23 protein-coding genes and 1 other RNA gene are annotated in these 26,194 nt (G+C 35.5%); 6 read left to right on the forward strand and 18 right to left on the reverse strand.

The window, feature by feature from the left end:
- Window positions 1–91 precede the first annotated feature (91 nt).
- The 13 genes from rny to ACY2V1_RS05530 form a co-directional block, all read right to left on the reverse strand.
- A complete protein-coding gene (rny, locus tag ACY2V1_RS05470; protein WP_461833788.1) occupies window positions 92–1,648 on the reverse strand; it encodes a ribonuclease Y in 1,557 nt (518 codons plus the stop codon).
- Between the two features lie 124 nt (window positions 1,649–1,772).
- Window positions 1,773–1,968: non-coding RNA, 6S RNA (ssrS, locus tag ACY2V1_RS05475), on the reverse strand.
- Between the two features lie 14 nt (window positions 1,969–1,982).
- Entirely contained in the window at window positions 1,983–2,243 is a 261-nt protein-coding gene (locus ACY2V1_RS05480) for a cell division protein ZapA (protein WP_461833789.1), read from the reverse strand.
- Window positions 2,244–2,247: 4 nt separating this feature from the next.
- Window positions 2,248–2,427, reverse strand: a complete 180-nt coding sequence (locus tag ACY2V1_RS05485) for a hypothetical protein (protein ID WP_461833790.1) — start codon at window positions 2,425–2,427, stop codon at window positions 2,248–2,250.
- A gap of 1 nt (window position 2,428) precedes the next feature.
- Complete coding sequence (gene glmU, locus ACY2V1_RS05490; RefSeq protein WP_461833791.1) at window positions 2,429–3,814, reverse strand: bifunctional UDP-N-acetylglucosamine diphosphorylase/glucosamine-1-phosphate N-acetyltransferase GlmU; 1,386 nt, start codon at window positions 3,812–3,814, stop codon at window positions 2,429–2,431.
- Window positions 3,815–3,975: 161 nt separating this feature from the next.
- Complete coding sequence (locus ACY2V1_RS05495; protein WP_461833792.1) at window positions 3,976–4,386, reverse strand: F0F1 ATP synthase subunit epsilon; 411 nt, start codon at window positions 4,384–4,386, stop codon at window positions 3,976–3,978.
- 18 nt (window positions 4,387–4,404) lie between these two features.
- Entirely contained in the window at window positions 4,405–5,808 is a 1,404-nt protein-coding gene (atpD, locus tag ACY2V1_RS05500) for a F0F1 ATP synthase subunit beta (protein WP_461833793.1), read from the reverse strand.
- A gap of 14 nt (window positions 5,809–5,822) precedes the next feature.
- A complete protein-coding gene (locus tag ACY2V1_RS05505) occupies window positions 5,823–6,704 on the reverse strand; it encodes a F0F1 ATP synthase subunit gamma (protein WP_461833794.1) in 882 nt (293 codons plus the stop codon).
- 28 nt (window positions 6,705–6,732) lie between these two features.
- Window positions 6,733–8,241, reverse strand: coding sequence for a F0F1 ATP synthase subunit alpha (atpA, locus tag ACY2V1_RS05510; RefSeq protein ID WP_461833795.1), 1,509 nt, complete (start codon window positions 8,239–8,241; stop codon window positions 6,733–6,735).
- 5 nt (window positions 8,242–8,246) lie between these two features.
- Complete coding sequence (gene atpH / locus ACY2V1_RS05515) at window positions 8,247–8,798, reverse strand: ATP synthase F1 subunit delta (protein WP_461833796.1); 552 nt, start codon at window positions 8,796–8,798, stop codon at window positions 8,247–8,249.
- The gene (gene atpF / locus ACY2V1_RS05520) at window positions 8,795–9,373 is read right to left on the reverse strand and encodes a F0F1 ATP synthase subunit B (RefSeq protein ID WP_461833797.1); all 579 of its coding nucleotides are present in this window, start codon (window positions 9,371–9,373) and stop codon (window positions 8,795–8,797) included. Before atpF ends, atpH begins: the two co-directional genes overlap by 4 nt.
- A 41-nt stretch (window positions 9,374–9,414) precedes the next feature.
- Window positions 9,415–9,831: a F0F1 ATP synthase subunit B gene (locus ACY2V1_RS05525; RefSeq protein ID WP_461833798.1), complete on the reverse strand. Its 417-nt coding sequence runs from the start codon at window positions 9,829–9,831 to the stop codon at window positions 9,415–9,417.
- A gap of 250 nt (window positions 9,832–10,081) precedes the next feature.
- Window positions 10,082–10,975, reverse strand: a complete 894-nt coding sequence (locus tag ACY2V1_RS05530) for a radical SAM protein (protein ID WP_461833799.1) — start codon at window positions 10,973–10,975, stop codon at window positions 10,082–10,084.
- Between the two features lie 137 nt (window positions 10,976–11,112).
- On the opposite strand from ACY2V1_RS05530, the gene ACY2V1_RS05535 reads away from it, so the two are divergent.
- Together ACY2V1_RS05535 and ACY2V1_RS05540 are read left to right on the forward strand one after the other, a co-directional pair.
- On the forward strand, window positions 11,113–12,981 hold the full coding sequence (locus ACY2V1_RS05535) for a GNAT family N-acetyltransferase (RefSeq protein ID WP_461833800.1): 1,869 nt from the start codon (window positions 11,113–11,115) through the stop codon (window positions 12,979–12,981).
- Between the two features lie 76 nt (window positions 12,982–13,057).
- The gene (locus ACY2V1_RS05540) at window positions 13,058–14,041 is read left to right on the forward strand and encodes a hypothetical protein (RefSeq protein ID WP_461833801.1); all 984 of its coding nucleotides are present in this window, start codon (window positions 13,058–13,060) and stop codon (window positions 14,039–14,041) included.
- Here the strand turns inward: ACY2V1_RS05540 and ACY2V1_RS05545 are convergent, their stop codons facing one another.
- The 5 genes from ACY2V1_RS05545 to ACY2V1_RS05565 all read right to left on the reverse strand — a co-directional run bounded on the left by ACY2V1_RS05545 (window position 14,042) and on the right by ACY2V1_RS05565 (window position 21,291).
- Window positions 14,042–16,831, reverse strand: a complete 2,790-nt coding sequence (locus ACY2V1_RS05545; RefSeq protein WP_461833802.1) for an ATP-binding protein — start codon at window positions 16,829–16,831, stop codon at window positions 14,042–14,044.
- 8 nt (window positions 16,832–16,839) lie between these two features.
- Window positions 16,840–17,391: a YfiR family protein gene (locus ACY2V1_RS05550; protein ID WP_461833803.1), complete on the reverse strand. Its 552-nt coding sequence runs from the start codon at window positions 17,389–17,391 to the stop codon at window positions 16,840–16,842.
- Window positions 17,392–17,395: 4 nt separating this feature from the next.
- Window positions 17,396–19,351, reverse strand: a complete 1,956-nt coding sequence (locus ACY2V1_RS05555; RefSeq protein WP_461833804.1) for a TonB-dependent receptor plug domain-containing protein — start codon at window positions 19,349–19,351, stop codon at window positions 17,396–17,398.
- Window positions 19,352–19,410: 59 nt separating this feature from the next.
- On the reverse strand, window positions 19,411–20,193 hold the full coding sequence (locus tag ACY2V1_RS05560; RefSeq protein ID WP_461833805.1) for a MotA/TolQ/ExbB proton channel family protein: 783 nt from the start codon (window positions 20,191–20,193) through the stop codon (window positions 19,411–19,413).
- Window positions 20,194–20,280: 87 nt separating this feature from the next.
- Window positions 20,281–21,291 carry a lipid A deacylase LpxR family protein gene (locus tag ACY2V1_RS05565; protein ID WP_461833806.1) on the reverse strand — a complete coding sequence of 337 codons (1,011 nt, stop codon included), beginning with the start codon at window positions 21,289–21,291 and terminating at the stop codon, window positions 20,281–20,283.
- Window positions 21,292–21,458: 167 nt separating this feature from the next.
- On the opposite strand from ACY2V1_RS05565, the gene ACY2V1_RS05570 reads away from it, so the two are divergent.
- Genes ACY2V1_RS05570 through ACY2V1_RS05585 form a run of 4 tightly spaced genes read left to right on the forward strand, consistent with a single transcriptional unit; the run spans window position 21,459 to window position 26,171 of the window.
- On the forward strand, window positions 21,459–22,103 hold the full coding sequence (locus tag ACY2V1_RS05570) for a GntR family transcriptional regulator (RefSeq protein WP_461833807.1): 645 nt from the start codon (window positions 21,459–21,461) through the stop codon (window positions 22,101–22,103).
- Window positions 22,104–22,106: 3 nt separating this feature from the next.
- Window positions 22,107–23,489 (forward strand): ATP-grasp domain-containing protein, encoded by a 1,383-nt coding sequence (locus ACY2V1_RS05575; protein WP_461833808.1) that lies wholly within the window; start codon window positions 22,107–22,109, stop codon window positions 23,487–23,489.
- 14 nt (window positions 23,490–23,503) lie between these two features.
- Window positions 23,504–25,057, forward strand: a complete 1,554-nt coding sequence (locus tag ACY2V1_RS05580) for a KamA family radical SAM protein (protein ID WP_461833809.1) — start codon at window positions 23,504–23,506, stop codon at window positions 25,055–25,057.
- Window positions 24,999–26,171, forward strand: coding sequence for a M20 family metallopeptidase (locus ACY2V1_RS05585; protein ID WP_461833810.1), 1,173 nt, complete (start codon window positions 24,999–25,001; stop codon window positions 26,169–26,171). Before ACY2V1_RS05580 ends, ACY2V1_RS05585 begins: the two co-directional genes overlap by 59 nt.
- The last annotated feature ends 23 nt before the right edge of the window (window positions 26,172–26,194 follow it).

Below are 26,194 nucleotides of genomic sequence, written 5' to 3' on the forward strand. Positions count from 1 at the left end.
ATTAACCTAATATTGCCCTTTGATACCCTCAAAGTTAATTTCTTGATATTATAAATGTAACATATATGAGAATACGCATAGCCTAATATTTTTATCTGGCATATTCCACAGCCCGCTTTTCCCTGATACAGGTCACTTTAATCTGTCCAGGATATGTGAGTTGTTCTTCTATCTTCTTTGCAATCTCTTTGCAAAGCAAATAGGTCTCGTTTTCGTCAACTGTTTCGCAATCCACCATAACTCTGAGTTCCCTTCCAGCCTGTATTGCATATGCCTTTGTAACTCCTTCAAAAGAAAGGGCCACATTTTCCAGCTCTTCCAATCTTTTTACATAATGTTCCAGGAGTTCTTTTCTTGCCCCAGGCCTTGCACCTGATAGGCTATCTGCTGCCTGCACCAAAACAGCAAGTACTGTTTCTGGTTGTATATCTTCATGATGAGCAGCTATTGCATGGACAACTTCATCTGATTCTCCATATTTTTTGGCTAATTCTGCTCCTATGAGGGCGTGAGGTCCTTCTATTTCATGGTCAACGGCCTTACCTATATCATGCAAGAGCCCCGCCCTTTTTGCCATTTTAACATCTAATTTTAGCTCAGCGGCCATGATCCCACACAAGAAGGCAACTTCCAGTGAGTGACTTAACACATTCTGGGTAAAACTGGTCCTATAATAGAGGTGCCCTAAAAGACGAATGAGCTCTGGATGTATCCCATGAACGCCCACATCAAATGTTGCCTGTTCACCTATCTCCCTTAGTCTTACCTCCATTTCCCTGTCCACTTTTTGCACAACATCTTCTATCCTTGCAGGATGGATACGACCATCAGTAATTAGCCGCTCAAGTACAATCTTTGCCTTTTCCCGCCTAAGTGGATTAAAGGCAGAGAGAACAACAGTCTCTGGTGTATCATCTATAATTAAATCAACCCCTGTGGCAGCTTCAAAGGCCCTAATATTTCTGCCTTCTCTGCCTATTATCCTCCCTTTCATCTCTTCATTTGGGAGTTCCACAACAGTTACTGTATTGTCAATGACATATTCACCAGCATATTTTTGTATAGCAGTTGCTAATATTTCCTGTGCTTTCCTATCCGCAATTTCTTTTGCTTCAGCCTCTATTTGCCTTATCATTCTGGCTGCTTCATGTTTTGTGCTGGATTCTATTTCTTGAAGGAGTCTTTCCTTTGCCTCCTCTTTTGTGAGGCCTGATATCTCTTCTAATTTCCTATATTGTTCTTGTATCAGAACATCAACCTCATCCTTCCGTTTTAACACTTCGTGCTCTAATTTAGATAGATTTTTTTCCATCTCCACCAGCTCGGCCTCTTTTCTGGCCAATTTTTCCTGCTTGGCTTCTAATCGCTCTTCCTTTTCATGTAATCTAATTTCTTGCTTTTTAAGATTATTTTCCTTTTCCTTGGCCTCTTTTTCTAGCTCTCTTTTTTGTTGAAAAATTTCATCCTTAGCTTGAATCAAATATTCCTTCTGTTTGGCCTTAGCTTCTTTTTCTGCATCCCTAATGATTTTTTCAGCCTCTTTTCTGGCCTCTTCAAGCTCTTTTTCCACATTGTATTTCTTTATGACAAAACCAACACCTAAACCCACTAAAAAAGCAATCACACCAATCAAAAAAGCATAATCCATAACATATCTCCTTTATATTTTTCAGACCAAATAGATTAGGTCTGATTAAAAATTTTGAAAAATATGGTTGGGCAAATTGAAGACAAGGCCAATATTAGGGAAGCAAATGGAAGGAATCATCCAGAATATCCCCGAGGGATACGTGTTGTAGGCCATTTTGAACCTGGCATAGCCAGGTGGGCGCCACTAGTAGCCATCAGGCTTCCCAATGCTCCTAAAAAAGGAGTTGGGCATGCACAACAGGCTACAAGAAGCGGCTCCCTTTATTTTGCTGTTGGCTCAAAAATGGTACCTCCAATCACGCTATCCCCCAGGGAAATTAGAAGACAAAACATTATTTATTTTCTATCTTTTCCAGAAGTTGCTTTAATTTCATTTCGGTCTTTTGCAACTTCTGTTTTGTCTGTAAAAAATCATCAGCCAGACCCAGCGCTACTAAAATTAATAATTTTTCATTACTGAGCCTGGATCCAAAGGTATTTAATTTATTAAATCTATCTAAAATTACCTTTTTTGCTTCCAGGATACGGGCCTCATCCACATTTGCCCTAAATGAGACCTCTTGTCCCAAAATTGATAATCGATAAGTTGGCATTAATTTATGTTATATCTATATCTTCCATCTTTTGCAATAAATTATCTATTTTTTTTGATACCTGCTCCCTTATTTCCTTCTCTTTTGCAAGCTCTTCGTTTAATCTTTTATTTTCCAGCTCCAATTCCTTTACCCTATTTAAGAGGTAATCTATCTTTTTTTCCAGTAAATCAAGAAGTTCCATTTTATTTTTTAATCTTCCTGGTTATATTTTTTTGCCTCTGCCTGGCAACGGCAAGACAACCCTCGGGCACATCCTTTGTTATAGTAGAACCAGCACCTATAAGGGCACGATCCCCTATTTTTAGAGGAGCCACCAAAGATGTGTTGCTTCCAACAAATACATCTTTACCAATATATGTTTGATGTTTATTTTTCCCATCATAATTACAGGTAATAGTCCCTGCGCCTATATTTGTTCCCTCACCTATAAAACTGTCTCCAAGATAAGTCAAATGGGAGGCCTTCACCCCTTTTTGTAAAATCGACTTTTTAATTTCAACAAAATTCCCCACCTTAATATCAGAAACCAGTTCTGTACCTGGCCTCAGCCTTGCAAATGGCCCAATGGTGCACCCTTCACCTATATGAGCTCCATCAATATGTGAAAAACTTAAAATTTTACAATCTTCATCTATTATACTGTCTTTAATCCAGACATGGGAATCTATTTTTGTGCCCTTTAAAATAGATGACTTGCCATAGATCTCTGTTGGTCCAGTTATCTGAACCCCTGAATCCACCTGAACTCTAGGTCCTATCCTAACAAGCTCTGGTCTATAAATCAAAACTCCCCTATTCAATAAATCACCAACTATTTTCTTTTGTAAAATCTCATCGCACAAAGCAAGCTCGCTACATGAATTTACACCTAAAAACTCTATTTGTTTACCCAAATTATATGCATATACCTCTTTTTTATCCCTAACAAAAAGCTCTATAAGATCAGTTAAATAGTATTCTCTCTGTTTGTTATTACAATCTAATTTAAATAAATAGTCTTTTAACTCTTTTAAGTTAATAAAATATATACCACAATTGACCTCGTTGATTTTTTCAATCTCTGAATTTTGAATATCCTTTTGCTCTATAATGCCAACAACCTGACCCATTTCATTCCTTATGACCCTACCATATCCAGTTGGATCGTCAAGATTTATGGTCAAAAAGGAAAGGTGTATATTCTGCTGAAGAGCTCTATCTATCATAGGCCATATTTTATCCATATCCAAAAGAGGCACATCACCATTGACAACCAATACCCAATCGTAACCCTTTTTTAATAGTTGGTCATACGCACACTGAAGGGCATGGCCTGTGCCAAGCTGCTCTTTTTGATAAATTTTATTTTCTCTCACAAAATCCAGGGCTTGTTCTATCATGTGGAACTTATATCCCAAAACGTAGAAAATGTCCGGTGGATCAAAATATCCCTTTAAAGATTGGTCTACATACCACAACATTGGCTCGTCTAAAAGTCTATGTAATACCTTTGGTAGCTCTGACTTCATTCTGGTGCCCTTTCCTGCTGAAAGCACTAGGGCGCAGATTTTCTTTTTTAAGGCTCTCATATTAATAAAACCCCACTTAAAATGTAGAATAAATACTATAGACCCATACAAAAAATTAGGCAAGCCCAAATTAGCCCTTCATTGTTGCCAAAAAACAAAAAAGGGATCCCTTTTAATTAGAGATCCCTTACATATAAAAACTTTGATTATAGATTACTACTTTACATACCCACCCTTTCTTTTGTTTTGATCCGTTCAATTGCCCTCATAAGGGCTGCCCTGGCCCTTGCATAATCTATTTCTTCACTTTGTTCCTTAAGCCTTCTCTCTGCCCTTTCCTTGGCCTTTTTTGCCCTCTCAACATCTATCTCTTCTGCCCTTTCTGCAGATTCTGCCAAAATAGTGATTGATTCACCGTCTACCTCAGCAAACCCACCAGACACAAATACGTATTTTGTATCTGCACCTTTTTTATAATACAAAGAACCAATAGAGAGGGCAGATAAATACGGTATGTGGTTTTTAAGCACACCAAATTGTCCCATTACTCCTGGAACACCGACATATTCTACTTCTTCACTTAAAACCACCCTATCTGGGGTGACTATTTCTAATTTTATTGTACTTGCCATGGCTTATACCCACTTTTTTTACATTGATTTTGCCTTCTCTACTGCGTCCTCTATTGTTCCCACCATATAGAATGCGTTTTCAGGTAGATCGTCGTGTTTACCGTCTATGATCTCTCTAAATCCCCTAATAGTGTCCTCTGTCTTTACATATACACCTGGCCTACCAGTGAATTGCTCAGCAACGTGGAATGGCTGAGACAAGAACCTTTGAATTTTTCTTGCCCTGGAAACAACTAATTTGTCTTCGTCTGAGAGCTCTTCCATACCCAAAATTGCAATAATGTCCTGTAAATCTTTATACCTCTGTAATATTTGCTGAACATCACGAGCTGTCCTGTAGTGCTCTTCACCTAAAATATTTGGATCCAGAATCCTTGAAGTAGAGTCTAAAGGATCAACTGCTGGGTAAATACCAAGCTCAGCTATTTGTCTTGAAAGAACCAATGTCCCGTCTAAGTGTGAAAATGTTGTAGCTGGTGCTGGGTCAGTTAAGTCGTCTGCAGGCACGTAAATCGCCTGAACAGAAGTAATTGATCCCTTATTTGTAGAAGTAATCCTTTCTTCTAGCTCACCAAGGTCTGTTGCCAAGGTTGGCTGATAACCAACTGCAGAAGGCATACGACCAAGGAGTGCTGACACTTCCATGTTTGCCTGAGTAAATCTAAATATGTTGTCAATGAATAAAAGCACGTCTTCACCATCTACATCCCTGAAATACTCGGCAACAGTAAGGGCTGTAAGTGCTACCCTTGCCCTGGCTCCTGGAGGTTCATTCATCTGACCATATACCAGAGCTGCATTTGCGAGTACGCCCGCCTCTTTCATCTCAAGGTACAAGTCATTTCCTTCCCTTGTCCTCTCTCCAACACCTGCGAAAACTGACTTACCACCATGCTGTTTTGCAATATTGTTGATCATCTCCATTAAGATAACAGTCTTTCCAACACCTGCACCGCCGAACAGTCCCATTTTACCGCCTTTTGGAAATGGAATCATAAGATCAACAACCTTAATTCCTGTTTCTAAGAGCTCAACCTTTGTGGACTGTTCTGTAAAAGAAGGTGCTGGCCTGTGAATTGGCCAATGTTCTTCAGCTTCAACTGGTCCCATTTCGTCCACAGGACGACCAACAACATTTAAAATCCTGCCCAACGCAGGCTTACCAACTGGTGTGGCAATGGGCTGTCCTAAATCCTGACACTTCATGCCACGGACCAAACCATCTGTTGTGTCCATGGCAACACATCTAACTACATTGTCTCCGAGCTGTTGGGCAACTTCCAATATTAATGACTCTTCTTCAGGTCTACTTGGATCTAATACCTTAATAGCATTTAAAATATTGGGCAATTTGCCCTCTTCAAACTCTACGTCTACAACAGCTCCTAAAACTTGAACTATTTTTCCTATATTCTCACTCATTACTTCCCCCTTATTTATCCTTTTAGTGCCTCTGCACCGCCAACAATATCTAAGAGTTCGGCGGTGATGGCTGCTTGCCTTGCCTTATTATAAGCCAGAGTCAGCTTATGGATCATATCATCACAGTTCTTAGATGCAGTATCCATTGCCGTCATTCTTGCTGCATGCTCACTTGCTGAGGTATCCAAAAGGCCTCTGTACACCTGCACCTTTATAAACCTTGGCAAAAGCTCTGCAAGCAAACCTTCAACAGATGGTTCATACATATATAGGGCATTTGATCCCTGGCTTTCCTCTTCTTCTGCCTCTGGCTGAGTCACAGGCAATATTTGCATAGCCACAGGCTCTTGTCTTAATATACTTACAAATTGGCCATAGATGAGATAAACCTCATCAACCACATGGTCTTCATATGCCTTAATGATCTCAAGTCCAATTTTATTGGCCAAAGTAAAATCAAAATTGTCCATCACTCCTACATAAGAATTTAATATTTCAGCACTATCTACTTTTTTCGCAGCATGGGCAGCCTTTCTACCAACAGCAAGAATTTTAATGGCCTTTCCTTCAGCTGATTTTTCCTTTATCAATTTTTCAGTTTTAGTTATCAAATTTGTATTAAAGGCACCACAAAGCCCTCTCTCAGAGGTGATTAAGACTATACCTGTAGCCTTTATCTCCTCCCTAGGTTCTAAAAGTGGATGTACACTCACATCCACTCCTTTAGATAAGTCCTTTAACATTTCATAATATTTATCAGCATAGGGCCTGAACTTCTCAATCCTTTCCTGGGCGCGTCTCAGCTTTGCTGATGCCACCATGTTCATGGCCCTAGTAATCTGCTGGGTCTTCTGAACTGATTCTATTTTCTTTTTAACATCCTTCAATGAAGGCATGGATTTTCCCCTTTGTCCTTAAGTTATGTTAGGCCTGAAAAGTCTTTTTGAACTCCTCCAATGCAGCTTTCAACTTTTCCTCAGTTGCCTCGTCTAAATCATTTGATTCCTTAATGGCATTCAATATATCGCCCTTTGAATTTCTCATAAATTCAAGAAATTCTTTCTCAAATTTGGATATTGCCTCCACAGGCACATCGTCTAAATATCCGCGGGTACCTGCATACAATACAACTACCTGCTCTTGAACTGGCAAAGGTTGATATTGAGGTTGCTTTAGAAGCTCCATCATCCTCTTACCACGCTCCAACCTCTGCATTGTGGCTTTATCCAAGTCAGACCCGAATTGTGCAAATGCTGCAAGCTCTCTATACTGGGCAAGGTCAAGACGAAGTGTTCCAGCAACTTTTTTCATTGCCTTAACCTGGGCAGATCCACCAACCCTTGATACTGATAGACCAACGTTAATTGCAGGCCTAAAACCAGCATTAAATAAGTCTGGTTCAAGGTATACCTGACCGTCGGTGATTGAAATAACGTTTGTTGGAATATATGCTGAAACGTCTCCAGCCTGTGTCTCGATTATTGGAAGTGCAGTAAGAGACCCACCTCCATGATTATCATCTAATTTTGCAGCACGCTCAAGTAATCTAGAATGTAAATAAAAAATATCACCAGGAAATGCCTCACGGCCTGGAGGACGTCTTAGAAGCAGAGACATCTGTCTGTATGCAACTGCCTGCTTTGACAAGTCATCATAAATAATTAGTGCGTGTTTACCACTATCCCTAAAATATTCAGCCATTGTACATCCACTGTAAGGTGCGATATACTGCAGGGCTGCTGGGTCAGATGCAGTTGCAGAAATTATTGTAGTGTATTCCATTGCACCATATTTTCTAAGTGTCTCAGCCACCAAGGCTACTGTTGATTTTTTCTGACCAATTGCTACGTAAAAACAATATACATCACTATCCTTTTGCGCCAGGATGGCGTCAATACAAATGGCAGTTTTACCTACCTGCCTGTCACCAATGATGAGCTCACGCTGTCCTCTCCCAATTGGTGTCATGGCATCAATTGCCTTCAGTCCAGTATACATTGGCTCATGAACTGGCTTCCTCACAATAATACCAGGAGCCTTTATCTCAACTAACCTGGTCTCCTTCATTGAAACAGGTCCAAGTCCATCCAATGGATTACCAACAGGATCAATAACTCTTCCAACTACTGCATCGCCAACAGGAACTGAAAAAACCCGCCCTGTCCTCTTTACAGTGTCTCCTTCCTTGATGTGAGTATCTTCACCTAAAAGAGCCACACCCACATTATCTTCTTCCAAGTTTAGGGCAACGCCGTATATCTCACCAGGGAATTCTAAAAGCTCCATGGACATACAATTTTCAAGTCCATATACCCTAGCAATTCCGTCACCCACTGACAGGACCACTCCGGTCTCTGCCATTTCCATCTTTTCCTCATAACTTTTTATCTGATCTTGAATAATTTTGGTAATTTCTTCTGATCTAATTTGCATGGCCACTACTCACCCCTTTTTATTTTTTCTTTCAATATATTTAATTGGGCCCTTAAACTGGCATCATACACCTTGTCCCCAACCTTTAATACCACACCACCTAAAATATCCTTATTAACCTGAAAATCCAGTACAAATTTCTTGGCCATCTTCTCTTCCAAACTCTTTCTAATATTCTCTTTCTTCTCGTCATTTAAATCAATTGCAGTCACAAGATGGCCACGTACAATCCCTTCAAATTGATCAAGCAATTTTTGATAATAATTTCTGATATCCAGGATATACGAAAGACGTTTTTTTTCAGCCAGGAGCATTAAGAAATTTTTCACAACCTTTGAGGCGCCTATTTTGTCAAGGATCTTTTCAATAAGGTCTTTTTTATCCTCAACTCTAATAACAGGATTTTTAAAAATCCTTAGCAAAATAGGCTCATCCTCTACAAGATGGCAAAAGGCCCCGAGCTCATTCCCATATTGTTTCAAAGCCTCTGGCCCATCCTCCTGGCCAATTGCAAACAATGCCCTGGAGTACCTTTTTGCTATAATTTCCTGTTTCAATTGAGCACCACCTTTGTTAGATATTTATCAATTAATTGTTCCTGTTCTTTGACCCCTAGCCTACTTAAAATTATCTTCTCAGCAGACTCAATAATCTTGTCTGCCATTTCAGCCCTGATCATTTCTATGGCTTGTTCAAATTCTTGCTGGACCTTAATCTCTGCCTGTTTTTTAATCTCTTCTGCATCCTTGTATGCCTTCTCAATTATAGCATTTTTTATTGCTTCTCCCTGACGTTTTGCCTCAGCCAAAATTTCTTGTCTCTCCTGCTCCAGATTTGCAATACGAGCCTCAACTTGTTTGAGATTCTGCTCAGCGTCCCTACGCCTTTTTTCCAGTGTTTGAAACTTACTTTCAATATCCTTGGTCCTTCCACCAAAAAAATCCTTTATTTTGCTGCCTGCCAGTTTATAAATAATAGCGAGGAAAAGAGCAAAGTTTACACAACGCCAAAAAAAATCCTTCCAGGCAGCAGCTGACGAGGCCTCTTCTGTTCCATGCCCCGAGGCCCAAACCACACCCGCAAATAGAAGGACCGCTAAAACCAATGCTGTCCTTTTTATTACTTTTTTCAAAACAAACCTCCTTAAGCCTCTTTTTTTATTATTCAAAGGTATTAAGCCATGACCCTTTCTGCCACCATATTTGCATACTCGTCCACCTTGGACAAAAGCTCCTTTTTAACAGAACCTACTTGCTTTTCCAAATCTTCTCTAGCCTTCTGTAACTTTGCCTGAGCCTCTTCCTTAGCCTTAGATAAGACTATCTGTTCTTCTTTTGTCCCTTCTACCTTAAAATCATTTTTCAACTTAGAGGCTTCTACCCGTGCTTGATTTAGCTGCTGCTCATAGTTCTTTAATTTCTCCTCTGCCTGTTCATTAAATTGTTCAATGTCAGAGAGATATCCAGAGAGCCTCTCTTGCCTCTGTTTTATTATCCCCCTAATTGGACGATACAAGATGAGATTCAAAACAGCCAACAAAATCAAAAAATTTACCAGTTGAATAAAAAAGGTGATGTTTAACTCTATCATAGATTTGCCCTCCAACCGTGTTTTTTATGTGTTAAGTTGACTTTGTGAAAATTGTTACAAATTTGAGACTGTTTATCTTATTTCAAACCTTCTGTCAAAGCTTTTTTTTTAAACAACGCTTAAAAACAATTACTTTGTTCTCTTAATCACAACTAAGTAATGGACTGAATTGTGAAACATATTGCTTATTTTGCTTAAATCCGTCTCAATTACCAACCGTCCCAATTTCACCAACAAGTGTTCAATCTAACTAAAGTGCGCGCATCCATTCAGGTTTTAAACCAATTTCGCCACGTATAGCCTTGTCTATCAGTTTCAATGCACTCTCCTTACCCTCTGGGTATTTAATCTTAAGTGGCAAATAATTTGAAGCATGATTTGATGTAAAAAGGCCATTGGACAGGTCAGTAAACCTTATCATCTCCCTTAATTCCAACAACATGCCATATTTATCTGGGAGTTCAAATTCTCCGTTTTCATATTTTTCATATAGTGGTGTTCCTGGAATTAGCATAAGGGTAAGGGCACCAACATAATCAGGATCCATCTTTGTAAGTAACTCTCCTGTAGCCCTTGCATGTTCAAGAGACCTCATCCTACCTGCCACTCCCAGGAGAACGGTTACAGAGAGTTTTATTCCTGCCTGTTTTACCTTCTTAGCCAATTCCACATATTCAGAAGCTGTTGCTCCCTTATTTATTTCACGCAAAACTTCGTCATCTCCACTTTCCACACCTAAATAGAGTATTCCCAATTTCTTTTGCTTAAGTTCAATTAAATCATCGAGGCTCTTTTTTCTTAGACTCTTAGCATTTGCGTATGTTCCTATCCTCTCAAGCCAGGGAAGGTGTTTATTTATGGTATCAATCAAAGGCACCAGTTTTCTTTGTGGGATTATAAGTGCATCTCCATCCATTAAAAAGAGCCTGTTTTGATTTTTCATATACTTGGAAGCAAATAAAATATCGCTATATACAATATCCCATTCCTTTATCCTGAATCTTTTTTGTTTATATGTACCGCAAAAAGTACATTTATTGTGGGAACAACCCACGGTTACCTGGAGCAATATACTAAAGGCCTCACTGGGTGGTCTTATACAAAATCCTTCATAATGCATGCCTTCACTTACATCTATCTCCATAAACATTCTCCTTTAGCCCCTAAATTTCACTTTCTTGACCTATTATAATGAATGATATATTCCTATATCATTAGCTCGTTAGATTTTTTGGTACATGTACTCAAAACAAAAATCAATAACCTGGAGAAATAAAAATTATGGAGCTTCCTGAAATTTGTTCAAAAAAATTGGTAAGTGCTGAAGAAGCAATAAAAAAAATAAAAAATGGAAGTCGCGTATTTGTTGGGACAGGTTGCGGTGAACCCCAGCACCTTATAAGAAGGATGGTGGAAGAAGAAAGCCTGCAGGATATCATTGTTTACCAGATGCTTTCCTCTACCTTTGCAAGGTATGTAAATAATGAAAATTTTTTAAGACGGTTTTCCCTAAAACTATTTTTTATTAGTTTAGATATGCGCCAAGCTGCCTTTGAAGGAAAAATAGATTATATCCCTGCCTACTTATCTGAAATCCCAAATTTGTTTGATTCCAAGTCCATAGGACTGGATGTGGCTTTAGTTCAGGTGTCTCCCCCTGATCAATTTGGCTTTTGCAGTTTAGGGATATCTGTTGATATAACTTATTCTGGTTTGAAGAATGCAGATTTAGTTATTGCCCAAATAAACCCAAATATGCCAAGGACATGGGGAGATAGTTTAATACATATAGACGACATAGATTATTTTGTCTTCTATGAAGAGCCTCTGGTAGAAGCTATCCCTAGGAAAAAGAACAAAGAGATAATTGAGAGAATAGCATTCTATGTAAATCAGCTAATAGATGATGGCGCAACCCTTCAGGTAGGATTTGGCCACTTACCTGATGCTATTTTGCCTTATCTTATGAATAAAAAGGATCTGGGAATACATACCCAGGTCATAACTGACGGCTTTCTCCCTCTGTTTGAAAACAAGGTTATAACCAACAGAAAAAAGTCATACCTTCCAGACAGGGCTGTGGCGTCTCTATGCATGGGATCAGAAAAATTATATAATTTTGTAAACAACAACCCTATGTTTTATTTTAAATCGTCTGATTTTGTAAATGATCCCAATATAATAGCAAAAAATGACCACTTTATTTCTCTTAGTTCAGCACTGGAAGTAGATCTAACTGGTCAAATCTGTACAGATTCAAAGGGATATTTGTTTTATAGTGGAATTGGTGACCAAGTTGATTTTATCAGGGGCTCTAAAATGTCAAAAAATGGATTTTCAATAATAGCTCTTCCTTCAACGGCCCAGGGTGGAAAAGTCTCCAGAATTGTGCCACACTTAAGTGAAGGTGCTGGTGTTGCAACAACCAGGGCAGACGTAGATATTGTTGTAACTGAGTATGGGATAGCTGAACTTTATGGAAAATCTATATATCAGAGGGTAATGGAACTTGCTCAGATTGCCCATCCAAAATTTAGGGAAGAGTTGATTAATGAAGCCAAGAAAAAACACTATATCTTTCCTGACCAACTTCCTCCCAAAAAGGAGGACCTTATATTCATTGAAAAGTACAAATACAACTATACACTTCCCAACGGAAGAAACATTGAATTTAGGCCACTCCTTCCATCAGATGAATTTGCTTCGAGAAACTTTTTTTATTCTCTAAAAGAAACCACTGTATATTACAGGTTTTTCCAGAAAAAAAAGGTCTTTTCAAGACAGATGTTACAAAATGAATGGGCAAGGGTAGACTATCGAAAAAATATGACTATGGTGGGACTGCTGCAAGTGGGAAGAAAAAAAGAAATAGTTGCAATTGGTTCATATGCCAGCTCTGACATCAGCAACGACTATGCAGAAGTAGCCTTTGTAGTAAAAGATGATCTTCAAAATATGGGTATTGGCTCCTTTCTATTAAAGATTCTTGAAAAAATTGCCAAAGAAAACGGATACAAAGGATTTATTGCAACTGTCCTTATCGACAATACAAAAATGATCCATGTGTTTAAAAAAAGATATCCAAATGCTAGATTAAAACGTGGATATGGGGGAGAAGTGGAGATTTATATGGATTTTCCTGAAGATTAAAAATTTTTTTCCCCTAAATTTTATCCCTCCTAGACCGATATAGTTAAAAAAAGAGTTAAAAAAGGAGGGATAAATCATGAAAATAAACACATCAACCTTATATTTTTCAAATAATTATAGCAAACTAACGTATAATCCCCTGCAACCAACACAAACTGACATCCCCAGTCAAAAAAATCCTCAAAAAAACAGTGAGTTAGTTTTATCCAAGAATCAAGACCCAGTATCTGTATCAAAATCAAACATGTCACAAAAAGATTTAAAAAATTTATCTTCTGATAAGTTAAAGATAATAGAATCATTAATTGAAGATTTTACTGGTAAAGATGTTGAGATTGTTGACATAGACAAATTTTATTTTTTGCATAAAGGTTATACATCATTAAAGGAAAATTTAACTTATACAGATAAATTTTCTCCACATAAAAACCAATTAAATACTAAATATAACAAACTTTATAAGGATATTGATAAGGTAAAAATGGATCTAGAATTGACTGTAAAAACTGATGAAGGTAAGGAATTAGATGTCAATATTGAATTAGATTTATCTCAAGAATTTATTCAAAATACCAATTTTGCAATGAAATCTAAAACTAAACCAGGAAAGAATATTGTAAATCTAATCAGTAGAGAAAATACAATATTTAAATATAATTTTCATTTTGAAATAGATATAATGCCTAGCAGCAATCAACAATTAGAACATGATGCATTAGGAAAATCGCAAATTCCAGGGAGAAAATTTCAAGAAATAAATCCATTAGAGACTATAGCAGTAAATGAAAATTCAAAAACAATTCAAAATAATGACCTCTTGGGACAAAATAAACTAAAACATGCAACTGATAGTGAACAAGACAACCTCAAAGAAAAAATTCAACAACAAGATATAACTTCCATATTTAATTTCTTCAATATATGGTCAAAAGATAATGAGAAAAAATTTCTGTTTGCCATTGGACTAATAACACAAGAAAAAATATATCTCTCGCCCATACATAACGATAAAATCAAAAATATTCCAAACAGTGGAGGAAAAAATTATGATTCCAAATAATTAAACCAAACTATTCAAATATCTTTGCAGGGCATCTTTAGCCATATTTAATTCCTCTATCAATTTTTCAAATTTTTCTCGCAAATCCTGAATGTTTCTTGTCTTATTCCTGGTTAAATCTTGAAGTTCAGAGGCTAGATGGGAAACCCTGTATGCGCCTACAGTGGCTGAAGATGACTTTAGAGAATGAACCAGATTGTTAAATTTTTGTATATCACCATCTTGGTATGCAGTTTGAAGATCACTAATCAACTGAGGTACTTTACTAATAAACATACCTACTATTTTTTTTACCACCTTCTCTCCACCTACTTTTCTTAATTCCTCCAGGGGTGGATCATTTAATATTGAATGAAAATCCTCTGTATCTTGATAAGTTCCAGATAGATCTTTTAATTCAAGGCTTTTTCCACGAAGGAATTTAAACATTATTTTCTGTATGTCTAGAGCATTAAAGGGTTTGCTTACATAATCATCCATACCAGCTAAAATACACTTTTCCCTATCTCCTTTTAAAGCATAAGCAGTTAACGCCACTATGGGTGTATATCTAGAGGGAAGTTTACCCTGCTTTTCAAATTTTCTTATTATCTTTGTTGCTTTAAATCCATCCATTTCTGGCATTTGACAATCCATAAAAACCAGATCCACTTTTTGTTCTTTCAAAATTTCTATGGCATCCTTACCATTATTTGCGGTGATTACCCTAACATTGAACATCTTAAGTAAATCAACTAGATATTCCAAATTTACTTCATTGTCCTCTACTACTAAAATCCGCTTATCAGATAAATCTATTTTTTTAGCATATTCATCTTGCTCACCCTTTTTATCCTTTGACGTGAGGGTTTTTATTAGCTTAATCGAGTCCTGAAATAAAATTGGTCTATTTAACATAAACTTAAATTGTTGCAGTTTCTCATCTACATTTTGTCCAAAACTGGAAATCAATACTATCCCTAATATTGAATGGGAATTTTCTAAAAAGGATAATTCATCTGTATACATCTTTGCAATATCTATATCTAAAACCAATACCCCTTTGCTATTGTCTATTGTATAGATATCCTCTTCTAGGATAATCTCATATTCTATGCCTAAATATCCTAGTATTCTCTTAAATGCTTTTAAATCTGTCTCAACGGGAGCCAGCAAATAAAAACAGAAACCGGTATATTTGTATTTATCCTTATATTCATCTATTCTATTTGATCTTTTGAAAGGCAAGGTTACCTTAAAAACAGTTCCTTTTCCAACAGTGCTCTTTAAAGAGATATCCCCTCCCATTAAATCTACTAAATTTTTTGTAATGGCCAGTCCCAATCCAGACCCCTGGAATTTTCTAGACCAACCTTCATCTATCTGTTTAAATGGTTCAAAAATAGTATCTTGTTTATTATCAGGTATCCCAATTCCTGTATCTTCAACCACAATCTCTATTAAATTAATATCTTTTTCTTTGGACTTTATCTTTAGCTCCACCAATACTCTTCCCTGGTTGGTAAATTTTATTGCATTTCCAACAAGATTTATGAGAATTTGTTTTACTCTGGCCTCATCTCCTATAACATACCTAGGGACTTCCTCTGAGATATTAAGATCTATATCAAGTCCTTTTTCTAGACTCTGGGGCAAAAACGTCTTAATGACATCTTCTGTACATGACCACAGATCAAAAACATCTGGATGAAAATCCATTTTATTTGCATCTATCTTTGAATAATCTAAAATATCGTTTATCAAGGCAAGTAGTGTATTACCTGACTTTTCTATGGTATTTAAATAATGCAATTGACGACTATCTAACTTAGTGTGTTTTAACAATTCTACCATTCCTATAATACCATTTAAAGGAGTCCGTATCTCATGGCTCATATTTGCAAGGAAAATTGTCTTTGCCTTTGCCGCCTCTTCTGCTTTTGTCTTGGCCTTTTTAAGCTCTTTCACTGTCTCATTTAAGGTTTTATTAATATTCAGCAACTCTTTAGTTCTTGCTTCCACCATTTCTTCTAGCCGTCCCCTATGTTCTTCTAATTCCATATCCCTTTTTTGAATCTGACTGATCATTTCATTAAACATATCAATAAGAGCACCTATTTCATCTTCCTGAGTCTTTTGTACCCTTAAGCTATAATCCTTACTTTTTGATATATAATGCATCTTATCATATAACTTATTTATTGGATCTGAAATAACTCCGTGTAATCTATTGGCCAAAAAATATCCCAATATTATACTTAAAACTGAAACAACTAAGAATACTGCCCAAATCACAAATAATTCTTTATAAATGGAATTAATTGATGTAGAAACAACTATATATCCAATTAATTCCTGCTGAAACACAATTGAATGATACACATTCAATTGATTATTAAAAATATCCTTAATAAATGATGTCTTTTTTACAATGCTTTCAATGGATTTGAACAATTTTTTATTGCTTTGATACTTTTTAGCTAATCTTTTTTTATTTATATAATATGTAAACAACCTAAAATCTTTATCTAAAATTGCAACAAATCTTAAATCATCAATAGATAAAAAACCTTTTAACAACTCATTGGCATACTCTTTGTCATTAAATAAAATCGCTCCAACACAATTATTTCCAACAACTGTTGTCAACAATTTTAAATTTTCTTTTTTTGTATAAATTGTAGAAACACTTACATAGATTGTTAAAATCACACTACTTAATATTACGCAAATACCTGTAATCAAAAATATTAGCCTAACAATTTTGTCTTTTATAGACAAATTTTTGAAATTAATGGCTTTAATCTCCATAACTAATCCTATCTTATCACTTCTCTTGCTAGTTGTAATAACCTTGCATTTATCTTTATTTTTGCCTTTTTAGCGGAAATTAAATTAATTTTAAATCTAATTTTATTATTTTGTGTAAACAACTCTATTATCCCGCCATATTGGACAAAATCTTTTGAATCACTTATAGTCAATAAATTTATATTTTTATTTCTTATAAAATCTAATTTTTTGTTACTTTTTACAAAATTTCGATGCAAAAACAAAACATCACAACTATAAACTTTATTTTTAATATTTTTTTTAATGAATTCGACTTTTATTATTTTAGATCCTATTTTTTTACCATCTAACTTTTGAAAGGAATCCTGGACATATTCAGGGCAACATACACACAAATTAATATAATCTTTTTGCTCTTTTCCATTTTTCAATTTTATAAATTTCAAAAAATTATACACAAATGCAGCCTTTACATCATATTCTGAAACATTATGTATCTCCCACGAAAAACCACATGTATCTACAAGAAATGTCCAGATACAGAAAACACTAATTGTGATTTTAACAAAGTTTTTCATAAAATTAAAAATTATATTCCATTTTTATATAATATTTTCTAGGTATTTCTGTTCTATAGAGATCTAAGAAGTGTGGAATAAATTCTGGATGTTTTGGATCAAACAGGTTTTCAACTGCACATTTTAATCGTAAACTTTGATTCACTTTCCAATTTAGGGCCATATTCATAGAAAAATATGGGTCTATATTTATTGATTTTAGTCCACTTACATATCTAAAAAACATATTCATGGATAAATTTTTTGTTATGTCTAAATAGCTGCTTAATGTAATAGTGCTTTCGGGAGTTTCATGCTCTAGCCTTTCGCCTATCATGAGTTTATTTGGAGTATTACTATGCAAAAAAATCTTTTTATATGAATACCCAAGAAGAATGGTGAGTTTTTCATCAACCCTAGACTTCACTTCCATTTCAGTTCCATAACTCTCTCCATCTAAATAATTTCCCACAGCCCCCACTAACGAATAGGGTGGATTTGGAAGAGAAATATCAGGAATATCTCTGTAAGTGTTTGCAAAAACACTAACATCAAATGACAAATTTTTATTTATAGTAGTCCTGTAACCCATCTCATAGGAAGTAATCTTTTCTAATCCCACATGCTCATTGCCTAACAATGTCAAAACCACTGGAAATCCCTGTCTGCTCATAATGTTTCGAATAACTATATATCTTTCTCCCATGGAGGGGGTCCTAATAGACCTTGATACAGCCGCCCATAATGTATTACTTTTATTTATTTTATAAAGTAGTCTTAGCGTTGGTAAAAACTTTGCAGACACCAATTTATGCTTCTCAAGCTTTCCCCCCATCAAGAAAAACAACTTATCTTCAATAAGTGAAATATTGTCCTGAAAAAAGAGTGACCCAATATAACTATTTTTTGAACTGGGATTAAAATCAAAGTTAAAAGGACCATTAAATTCTGTACGTATAAATCTTCCCCCTATTCCCATCAAAATATCGTGTCTCTCAAGTTCATGTTCGTACCGAAGTTCGCCATCAACGGTTAACACCTCCCAGTTGGATATTGGATCATCATAAGTTGTTCTATCGATATAACTGCTATATATGACTTTATCCTTTCCCATTGCATGTTCATATCTAGTATTTATATTAAAGCCGCTTTCTCTGGAGTCGTCTTCAAAAGAGTGATAATAGGGATATGCTAGGTTTTCATAAGAAATTAGATGGCCAGTATGCTTATCAAATATATCGCCTGAAATCATGATTGAATCTGTAATTGCAGGAACAAAATCTATTCTGAATCCTCCTCTAAAATCCCGCCAGTCGTCAGGACTGTGCCCACCATCCTTTTGGTACGTGTGTCCAATTTCTCTGGACTTTAAATACACCCTATAAGTAAAATTTTCTTTTAATTTTCCACCATACCTAAGAGAGGAAATCTCTTTATAGTAATTTCCAACAAGCACTGATCCATACAGTCCTTGAGTATCTTGGCTATTTTTTGTAACAATATTTATAACTCCATTAACAGCATTTGCCCCCCATATACTGGCACCAGGGCCACGGACAATCTCTATTCTCTCCACATCTTCCAAGATTAGGTCCTGTTTATCCCAACAGACCCCTGAAAATAAAGGGTAATAGACAGATCTTCCGTCTATCAATACCAGAAGTTTATTGGAGTATTCGTCATTAAATCCTCTAATAGTTATTGCCCAGAGATGGGAATTTATCTGAGCCACATCAACTCCTGGCACCATCCTGAGCAGCTCTGGTACAGAAGTAGCACCAGATCTCTTTATGTCTTCCTTGGTTATCACATAGATGGATGCAGGTACATCTTTAACCTTTTTCTCCTCTTTTAATACCGTGGTTATTTCCAAATTCATTAATTCTTCAATAGACAGACCTGTTAAATCAACTCCATTTGCCAAGAGAATTTCTGGACCAATAAAAAATAATAACAGTAAAAATATCAACGAGTTCTTCATGGAAGGACCCCTTTTAAAACTGACAATTGACTCTCCTTCAAAAAAAAACAACAAATCTATTAAATCAAAAAACTATTGGCCACCTTAAACATATCCTCATAAGGGACATTATTCCTGAGGCAAATAGCCATTTCTATGGACATGTTCATCTTTTGTTCTGTTTCATATAAAATTTCTCTTTGTTGAAGATTCAATCGATATTTTATAAATTCAGAGTCAAAACCATCAAGTATCAAATTAAGCCCTTCTTTAAAAAAAAGAGACCGCACATCTTTGGAATATTCCACAGAAAAGTCCACTCCTTTTCTCCTGCTGAGCATTGAATAAAATAACAAATTTTTTATTAATATTTCCGGGTGAAGTCCATGGTAAATCTCAACAAACGGCTTTCTCCCCTCCTCTACACTGGCTACCAGTGCTTGTGCCTCTTTAAAGAGCTTTACATCAGATGTTGGGGGAAGTGGAAATTTTGACATTATTCTAATTATAACCTGCTGAGGATTCTCTTTTACTGATATGCCTAGAAGGCCAATACTCATTATGACAAATTTTCTCTGAAACTCCTTTAAATAAGTATTCATCTTAAATTTTGCATACCTTCTAATTAAATCGTCATTAAACGAGGATAAAATAAGTTCTAAAATGTATTTTATAAAGGGTTCTGAGGTATAACTGGCCTCATTTGAAACTATTTTTTTCCAATTTTTTCCACTAACCTTTTGTAAAGATAGCCAATATGCAGCTACCGCCTCCAGGGGTATCTCAACAATATCTAAATCCTTTCCCCCAAAAGAGCTATCTTGTCTTTCCAGGACATCTTTGTTCTTTTTAGAAAAAAACATAACTGCATATCCCAATTATTAACTAAAAATGAATAAGTTAACAGTTATCCATTTTATAAGCTAACTTATCAAAATTCCATATAATTGTTAAAAAGTCCATTCCAACAAAATCGTACCGAATCTCTCATTATCAGCTCCTTTGTAAGTACTGCCCACATCCACATCATCTGTGGTCACCAGGGCATAAAATCTAAGGGCAAACCTTCCCTTCACAAGATGAATCCCTCCAAAAAATTGGGCAACAAAATCCTTTTTATCAACACTATGGCTATCCCTTATTGTGTTACCATCAAAAAGTAGATTTCTCGCAAAACCAGTGGTACTAATTCCTAAAGTGATGTAAAATGACCACTTATCCTTATTTCTTGGAACTTCGGCGTTATAGTTTAAATTAAAACCAACAGGATATGGATTGTATGTAAAGCCACCAGGTAGATTATATCCAAACCTAAAATCTGTCACTAAACTTGCCTCAGTAAAAAGGTTACCAACACCAGCATGAGATCCTACATCTAAATCCATTGATACCCTATGATTACATCCATATTTAAATAATTTTCTCTTGACCATGAAATTTAAATTTAAAATAGGTTCTGTATGAAGTTGATGCGTCCATCCTTTGGGATCTTTTCTATGCACAAATTTTTGAGTCTGCTCCCCTAGAGACAGGGGCCCAACTACACCAACCACCAATTGCAGCCCATTAAATTTTTGAGAATTATAGGAATAAAAATTAATACTTCCCACCAAAAGACCTGCATAAGGGACGTCATCTTCTATTAGATCAGATCTATCTAAATCATCGGGTGTTTGGATAAGTTGTCCCACACTAAAAGTGATTCTATGGTATAAATCCTTTGCCCCCCCCAAATACTCATCTATATTTTCCAATTTAGAACCCCATTTGCCAAACTCCTCCCAGGATCTGGCTATGTTAGAATGAAACAACATAGCCCAACTACTAGAAATTTTATTATCCTCTTTAAAAAAGGCATCATTTAAAAACTCAAAGCCCAAAGTCCTATTTGTTATACAATAAGCTTTTAAAGCAAATAATAACAAACAGATAACACACAATAACACACTTTTGAGTCTCATTTACCTCTCCCTTTTTCATTATTTTATTATTATTAAAATCTTTACTAATATTATAATTAACAAATAACATAGTGTATTAGCAATAAAAAAATTCCCTTGACACCTATAAAGGAATCCATTAAAAATTGTCGACACTTTTTAAAAATTAACAACTAGCTTTAATTATTATGTTTTCTCGTCATACTTACAAAGACAAAGTAAAAAATTATATAATTGACCTTATACTCGCCCAGAAAATATCCCCTGGGGCTCAAGTCAAAGAAAAAGAAGTAGCAGAAACACTAAAAATTAGCAGGGCACCTGTTAGAGAGGCCCTAAGAGAACTTATTGCTGAAAAAATCTTAGAATATAAACCATACAAAGGGACTTTTCTAAAGAACACAAGTCCAAAAGAAGCCCTTGATATTTATATTACCCGTGGCCTTTTAGAAGGTTATGCAGTAGTAGACGCCCTGGAACACAACTTAAAAAAAATCAGAAAATTGTCCAATATTGTGACAAAAATGTACAAGGCTGCGTTAAAAAAAGATCACAAAAAATTAATTGAATGGGGAAATCAATTTCACAATCTGTTAATTGATGGATGCAGTAACAAATTGTTACTTTATGAGACAAAAAGACTTGGACTTATATGTCATATCCTGTTCTTTAATTATTGGCCAAGAATTTATTCTCCAGAGCAAATAAAAACAAGGCATAATAATATCTTGCATATATTAAAAAAAAGGGACAAGATACAGCTAGAACATATTATAAGGGAACATTATTTTGAAACAGGGGGAAAAATATCTAACCTCATAAAGGCAGGGTAAGGTATGGATAAGGTTATTTTTTCAAATTTTGAATATGATCCCAATAAATATTACTTTTTATATGTGGGCGAGTTAAAGACGTATGGAGTCAATCTATTTTTCAAGGACGCTTTAAAAAAAATTTTGCCAGATAAAGATATAGATTTCGTAGCAATAGTACCAGATGTATTTGAACAATATGACTATGATAACGTTATAGTAATAAATCCTGTTGCTGAAAAATATTCATGTAGATCTAATAACAAAAAAAGGATAAGCTGCAGGATTACAGCAATGGAATTTTATACTGCAGTATCTTATACTAAATTTGTACAAAAGTTAATTGAAAGAATCTTAGCCAATCAAGATGAAATTTATGTTTATATGTATGAGAGTTCTCCTTATCTAAAAATTTTAGAATATCCAAAAGTCAAACTTATAGGTCCTGATCCTTATCTTGTACAAAAGTTTAACAATAAGCCATTCCAATATAATTCTTTAAAAGGGCTAATTCCCATTGCAGATTTTAGAATTTGTAATGGATTTAATGAATTAATAGAGCAGGTAAAAATACTTAGAAAAGAATGGGATGAAGGCATTTTTGTCTCCAATGAATACAGTGCAGGGGGGTCCAATAGCATTATTGCCTATAATCATAGAGAGGTTGAGAAGTTTTTTAAAGGAGTTGATACCACCTATCTTATCTCAAGATACATACCCCATTCATATGATCCTACTGTACTGGGTGTAGTAGCCAATGAAAAAGATGTGTATATTGCTGGGGTTGCAGATCAACAAATTGTTGATGGCAATAAATTTACAGGTTCTATATACCCTTCTCAACTTCCAAATGAAGTTATAACCAAATTGAGAGAATACACGAGAGAAATTGGAAAATTCTTAGGATCCCAAGGTTATAGGGGTATATTTGGATGCGACTTCATAGTAGATGACGACTTCAATATATACTTCGTGGAAATAAATGCTAGAAAACAGGGAACAACTATTGAATTTTGTTGTACCCTGGAAAACTGTATTGGAGAAGGATACCCAAATCTTCCAGAATTAGAGCTCTATAGTGTTCTTTTCAGTAAATTTCCAGAAAACACAGTTGAACCAGAAAAATGTGACAAAATTTTTTGGGGAACATACAACTTTAAGGTGCCCTCTAACACAATAACTGAAGGATATATTCCTCAATTTAGAAACGAAAGGGAGGTGTTCAAAAAGGTTGCGAAAGGTAAACTAAAAAAAGACTTCATGGTCCTAGAACATATAGGAAATGACTTTATTATTACTACAGGGACCTTTCTTGCAAGAGTAGTCTCTGTAGCAAATAATAGAAATGATATGTTAGATGGGATCAAATTTGGGAAAAAATTAATTGAGAACACAATATTTTTATGATAGGAGGCCATGCTATGGAATATCATGATTCATATACAAAAGAGCTTTTTGATATCTTATTTAAGGGAGAAAAAAAAGAGTTACCCAGAACTGTTGTTGAGGAGATAAAGGATTTATATAACACAGCTGTATCAAAAGAACTCTTATCTCCCATTGTGGAATTATTTAAAAAACTTCTAAGCTTTGCACAAAAAGACAATATATCACCTTTGTCCTTTGGCCTGTCAAAAGACGATTTAAATGCACTTGCAAAAAAACATGAACAAATAGATGAGCACCATGTAACTGTAGGTGGGAGGGTTCTACGGGCACTAAAAATAGTAGATGAGGCAAATGAAAGAATTAAATTTTACATGGAAAACAAAGACAGAGTTGCCCCAAGTGGTATTGAACTATGGGATCAGATATTGGAAAACAAGGAGCGTATAAAAAAGGCATTAAATATCTCTGAAGAAGAATTTAATACATATCAAGGACAAATCAAAAATGCGATTCAAGATGTGGAGACCTTGTCCAGGGTTTTAAAGCTGCCTGAAAAGGCCTTTTCTGACATCTTAAGGGTAACAAAAAAATATAGGATGAGGCTCACCCCTTATTATGCTTCCCTTATCATGCCAAACAAATTAGATGATCCAGTGCTTATCCAGTGTGTCCCCACTGGAGAGATGGTTGATAATGTGGGCATTGAGATTCCCCCCGTGGCAGCAGATCATTCCCCTGCAAGGTTAATTGATCAATTTTATCCCAGGGTACTTACCATTAAATCAACCAATATGTGCGCCATGTATTGCACGCACTGCCTCAGAATAGCCCACATAGGAAAAAAGGACAGGATTTATAAAAAAGAGGCCTATGAAGAAGCAATTGACTATATCAGAAAAAATGAAAACATAAGAGACGTATTAATAACTGGCGGTGATGCATTTATCTTGCCCAATAAATTGATAAAGTGGATTTTGGAGGAGTTAGATAAAATTGATCACGTAAAAATGAAGAGGCTTGGTACTAGAATTCCTGTGACCACCCCCCAGAGGATAGACAATGAGCTACTAGACATACTTGAAGAGAGTAATGACAAAAAACCAGTTCGAGTGGTTACTCAAATAAACACTCCCCAAGAGATCACTCCAGTTTCCAAAAAGGCCTTTAAAAATATCTCCAAAAGGGTAATGGCTGTCTTAAATCAGGCAGTTCTTTTAAAAGGAGTTAATGATTCAAAAGAAAAAATGTGGAAGCTTTGTGAAGTAATTCAAGAAGCCTATGTAAGACCATATTATATTTTTAATTGCAGTTTTAGAAATCCACAATTTGCCCATTTGAGGGTTCCCATAGAAGTTGGGCAGGATATTGTAGAGGGAATGTATGGTAATATCTCTGGAGATGCCATACCAAGATATATTGCAACTGCTGGAGGTAAAGTACCACTACATAGATCAAATATTGTTGGTAGAGATAATGGGAATATAATCCTTAAAAAGCCGTGGAGTGGAGAGGAGGTAAAATATCCAGATGCAGATGAAAAAGAATACAAAAACAGGGAATTTTCCTTTTTCAAGTATAAAGAGTAATTTTTTGCATTTTTTTTCAAAAAATGAAAGAAACTTAATTTCTTTTTTAAAAGAACTTACAGAAATAAATACCTATTCCTACAACCTAGATGGAATAAATAAGTGTATTGATGTATTCACAAAAAAGGTGCCAAAAACATTAAAAATTAAAAAAATAGATAGAAATTTGGTGATATCAAACTCAACTGAAAACTACATCCTCTTAATGGGTCATATTGACACTGTGTTTCCAGAAGATCTTGGATTTAACAAATTTTGCGAAAACAGTGAAAAAATCTTTGGACCTGGAGTTTTTGACATGAAAGGAGGGCTCGTAGTAGCCCTCTTTTCTTTGATGTTTTTAGATTCTTTAAATCTACTCAAAGAACTTCCTATTGTGTTTTTAATAAATTCAGATGAAGAAATAGGCTCAATTCATTCAAAGGATCTAATTAAGTCATATGCCAAAAAGGCCAAATGTGCTTTTGTATTTGAGGGAGCTGGAGAAAATGATGAGGTTGTAGTGGGAAGAAAGGGGAAAATAGGCATAAAAATTAGGACTAAGGGACAGGCATCCCATGCAGCTTATAAAATTACCAACAAACCATCTGCTATACTTGAAATGGCCCATAAGATAATAGAAATAGAAGCTTTAAATAACGAAAAAAATGGAATTTCAGCTAATGCTGGCAAAATTGAGGGAGGGATTGGCCCAAATACTGTTCCTGACTCATGCACATTGATAGCAGATTTTAGATTTTCAAAACAACATCATGAAAATAAGTTAATGGAAGAGATAAAAAAAATATGTATAAATAATAAAATCACAGGGGTAAGTTCAGATTTTAATGTCACATCTAAAAGACCTTGTATGGAGCCTGAGCTAAATATGCCTTTATATGAACTGGTCGAAGAAGCTGGCAATTATGCTGGAATTAATGTGGAATCTCAAATAAGACCTGGAGTCTCTGACGCCAATTTTATTTCCAATTGCAAAATTCCAGTAATCGATGGAATGGGACCCAAGGGTGGGCATGACCACTCTACAGAAGAATTCGTGATTAAATCATCAATACCTGAAAGAATTCTTTTGACCAGTTTGTCAATTTTAAAAATAGCTGATTCTTTACTTTGATATCCTCCTTTACTTTGACAAAG

This window comes from Desulfothermus sp., assembly GCF_053993635.1.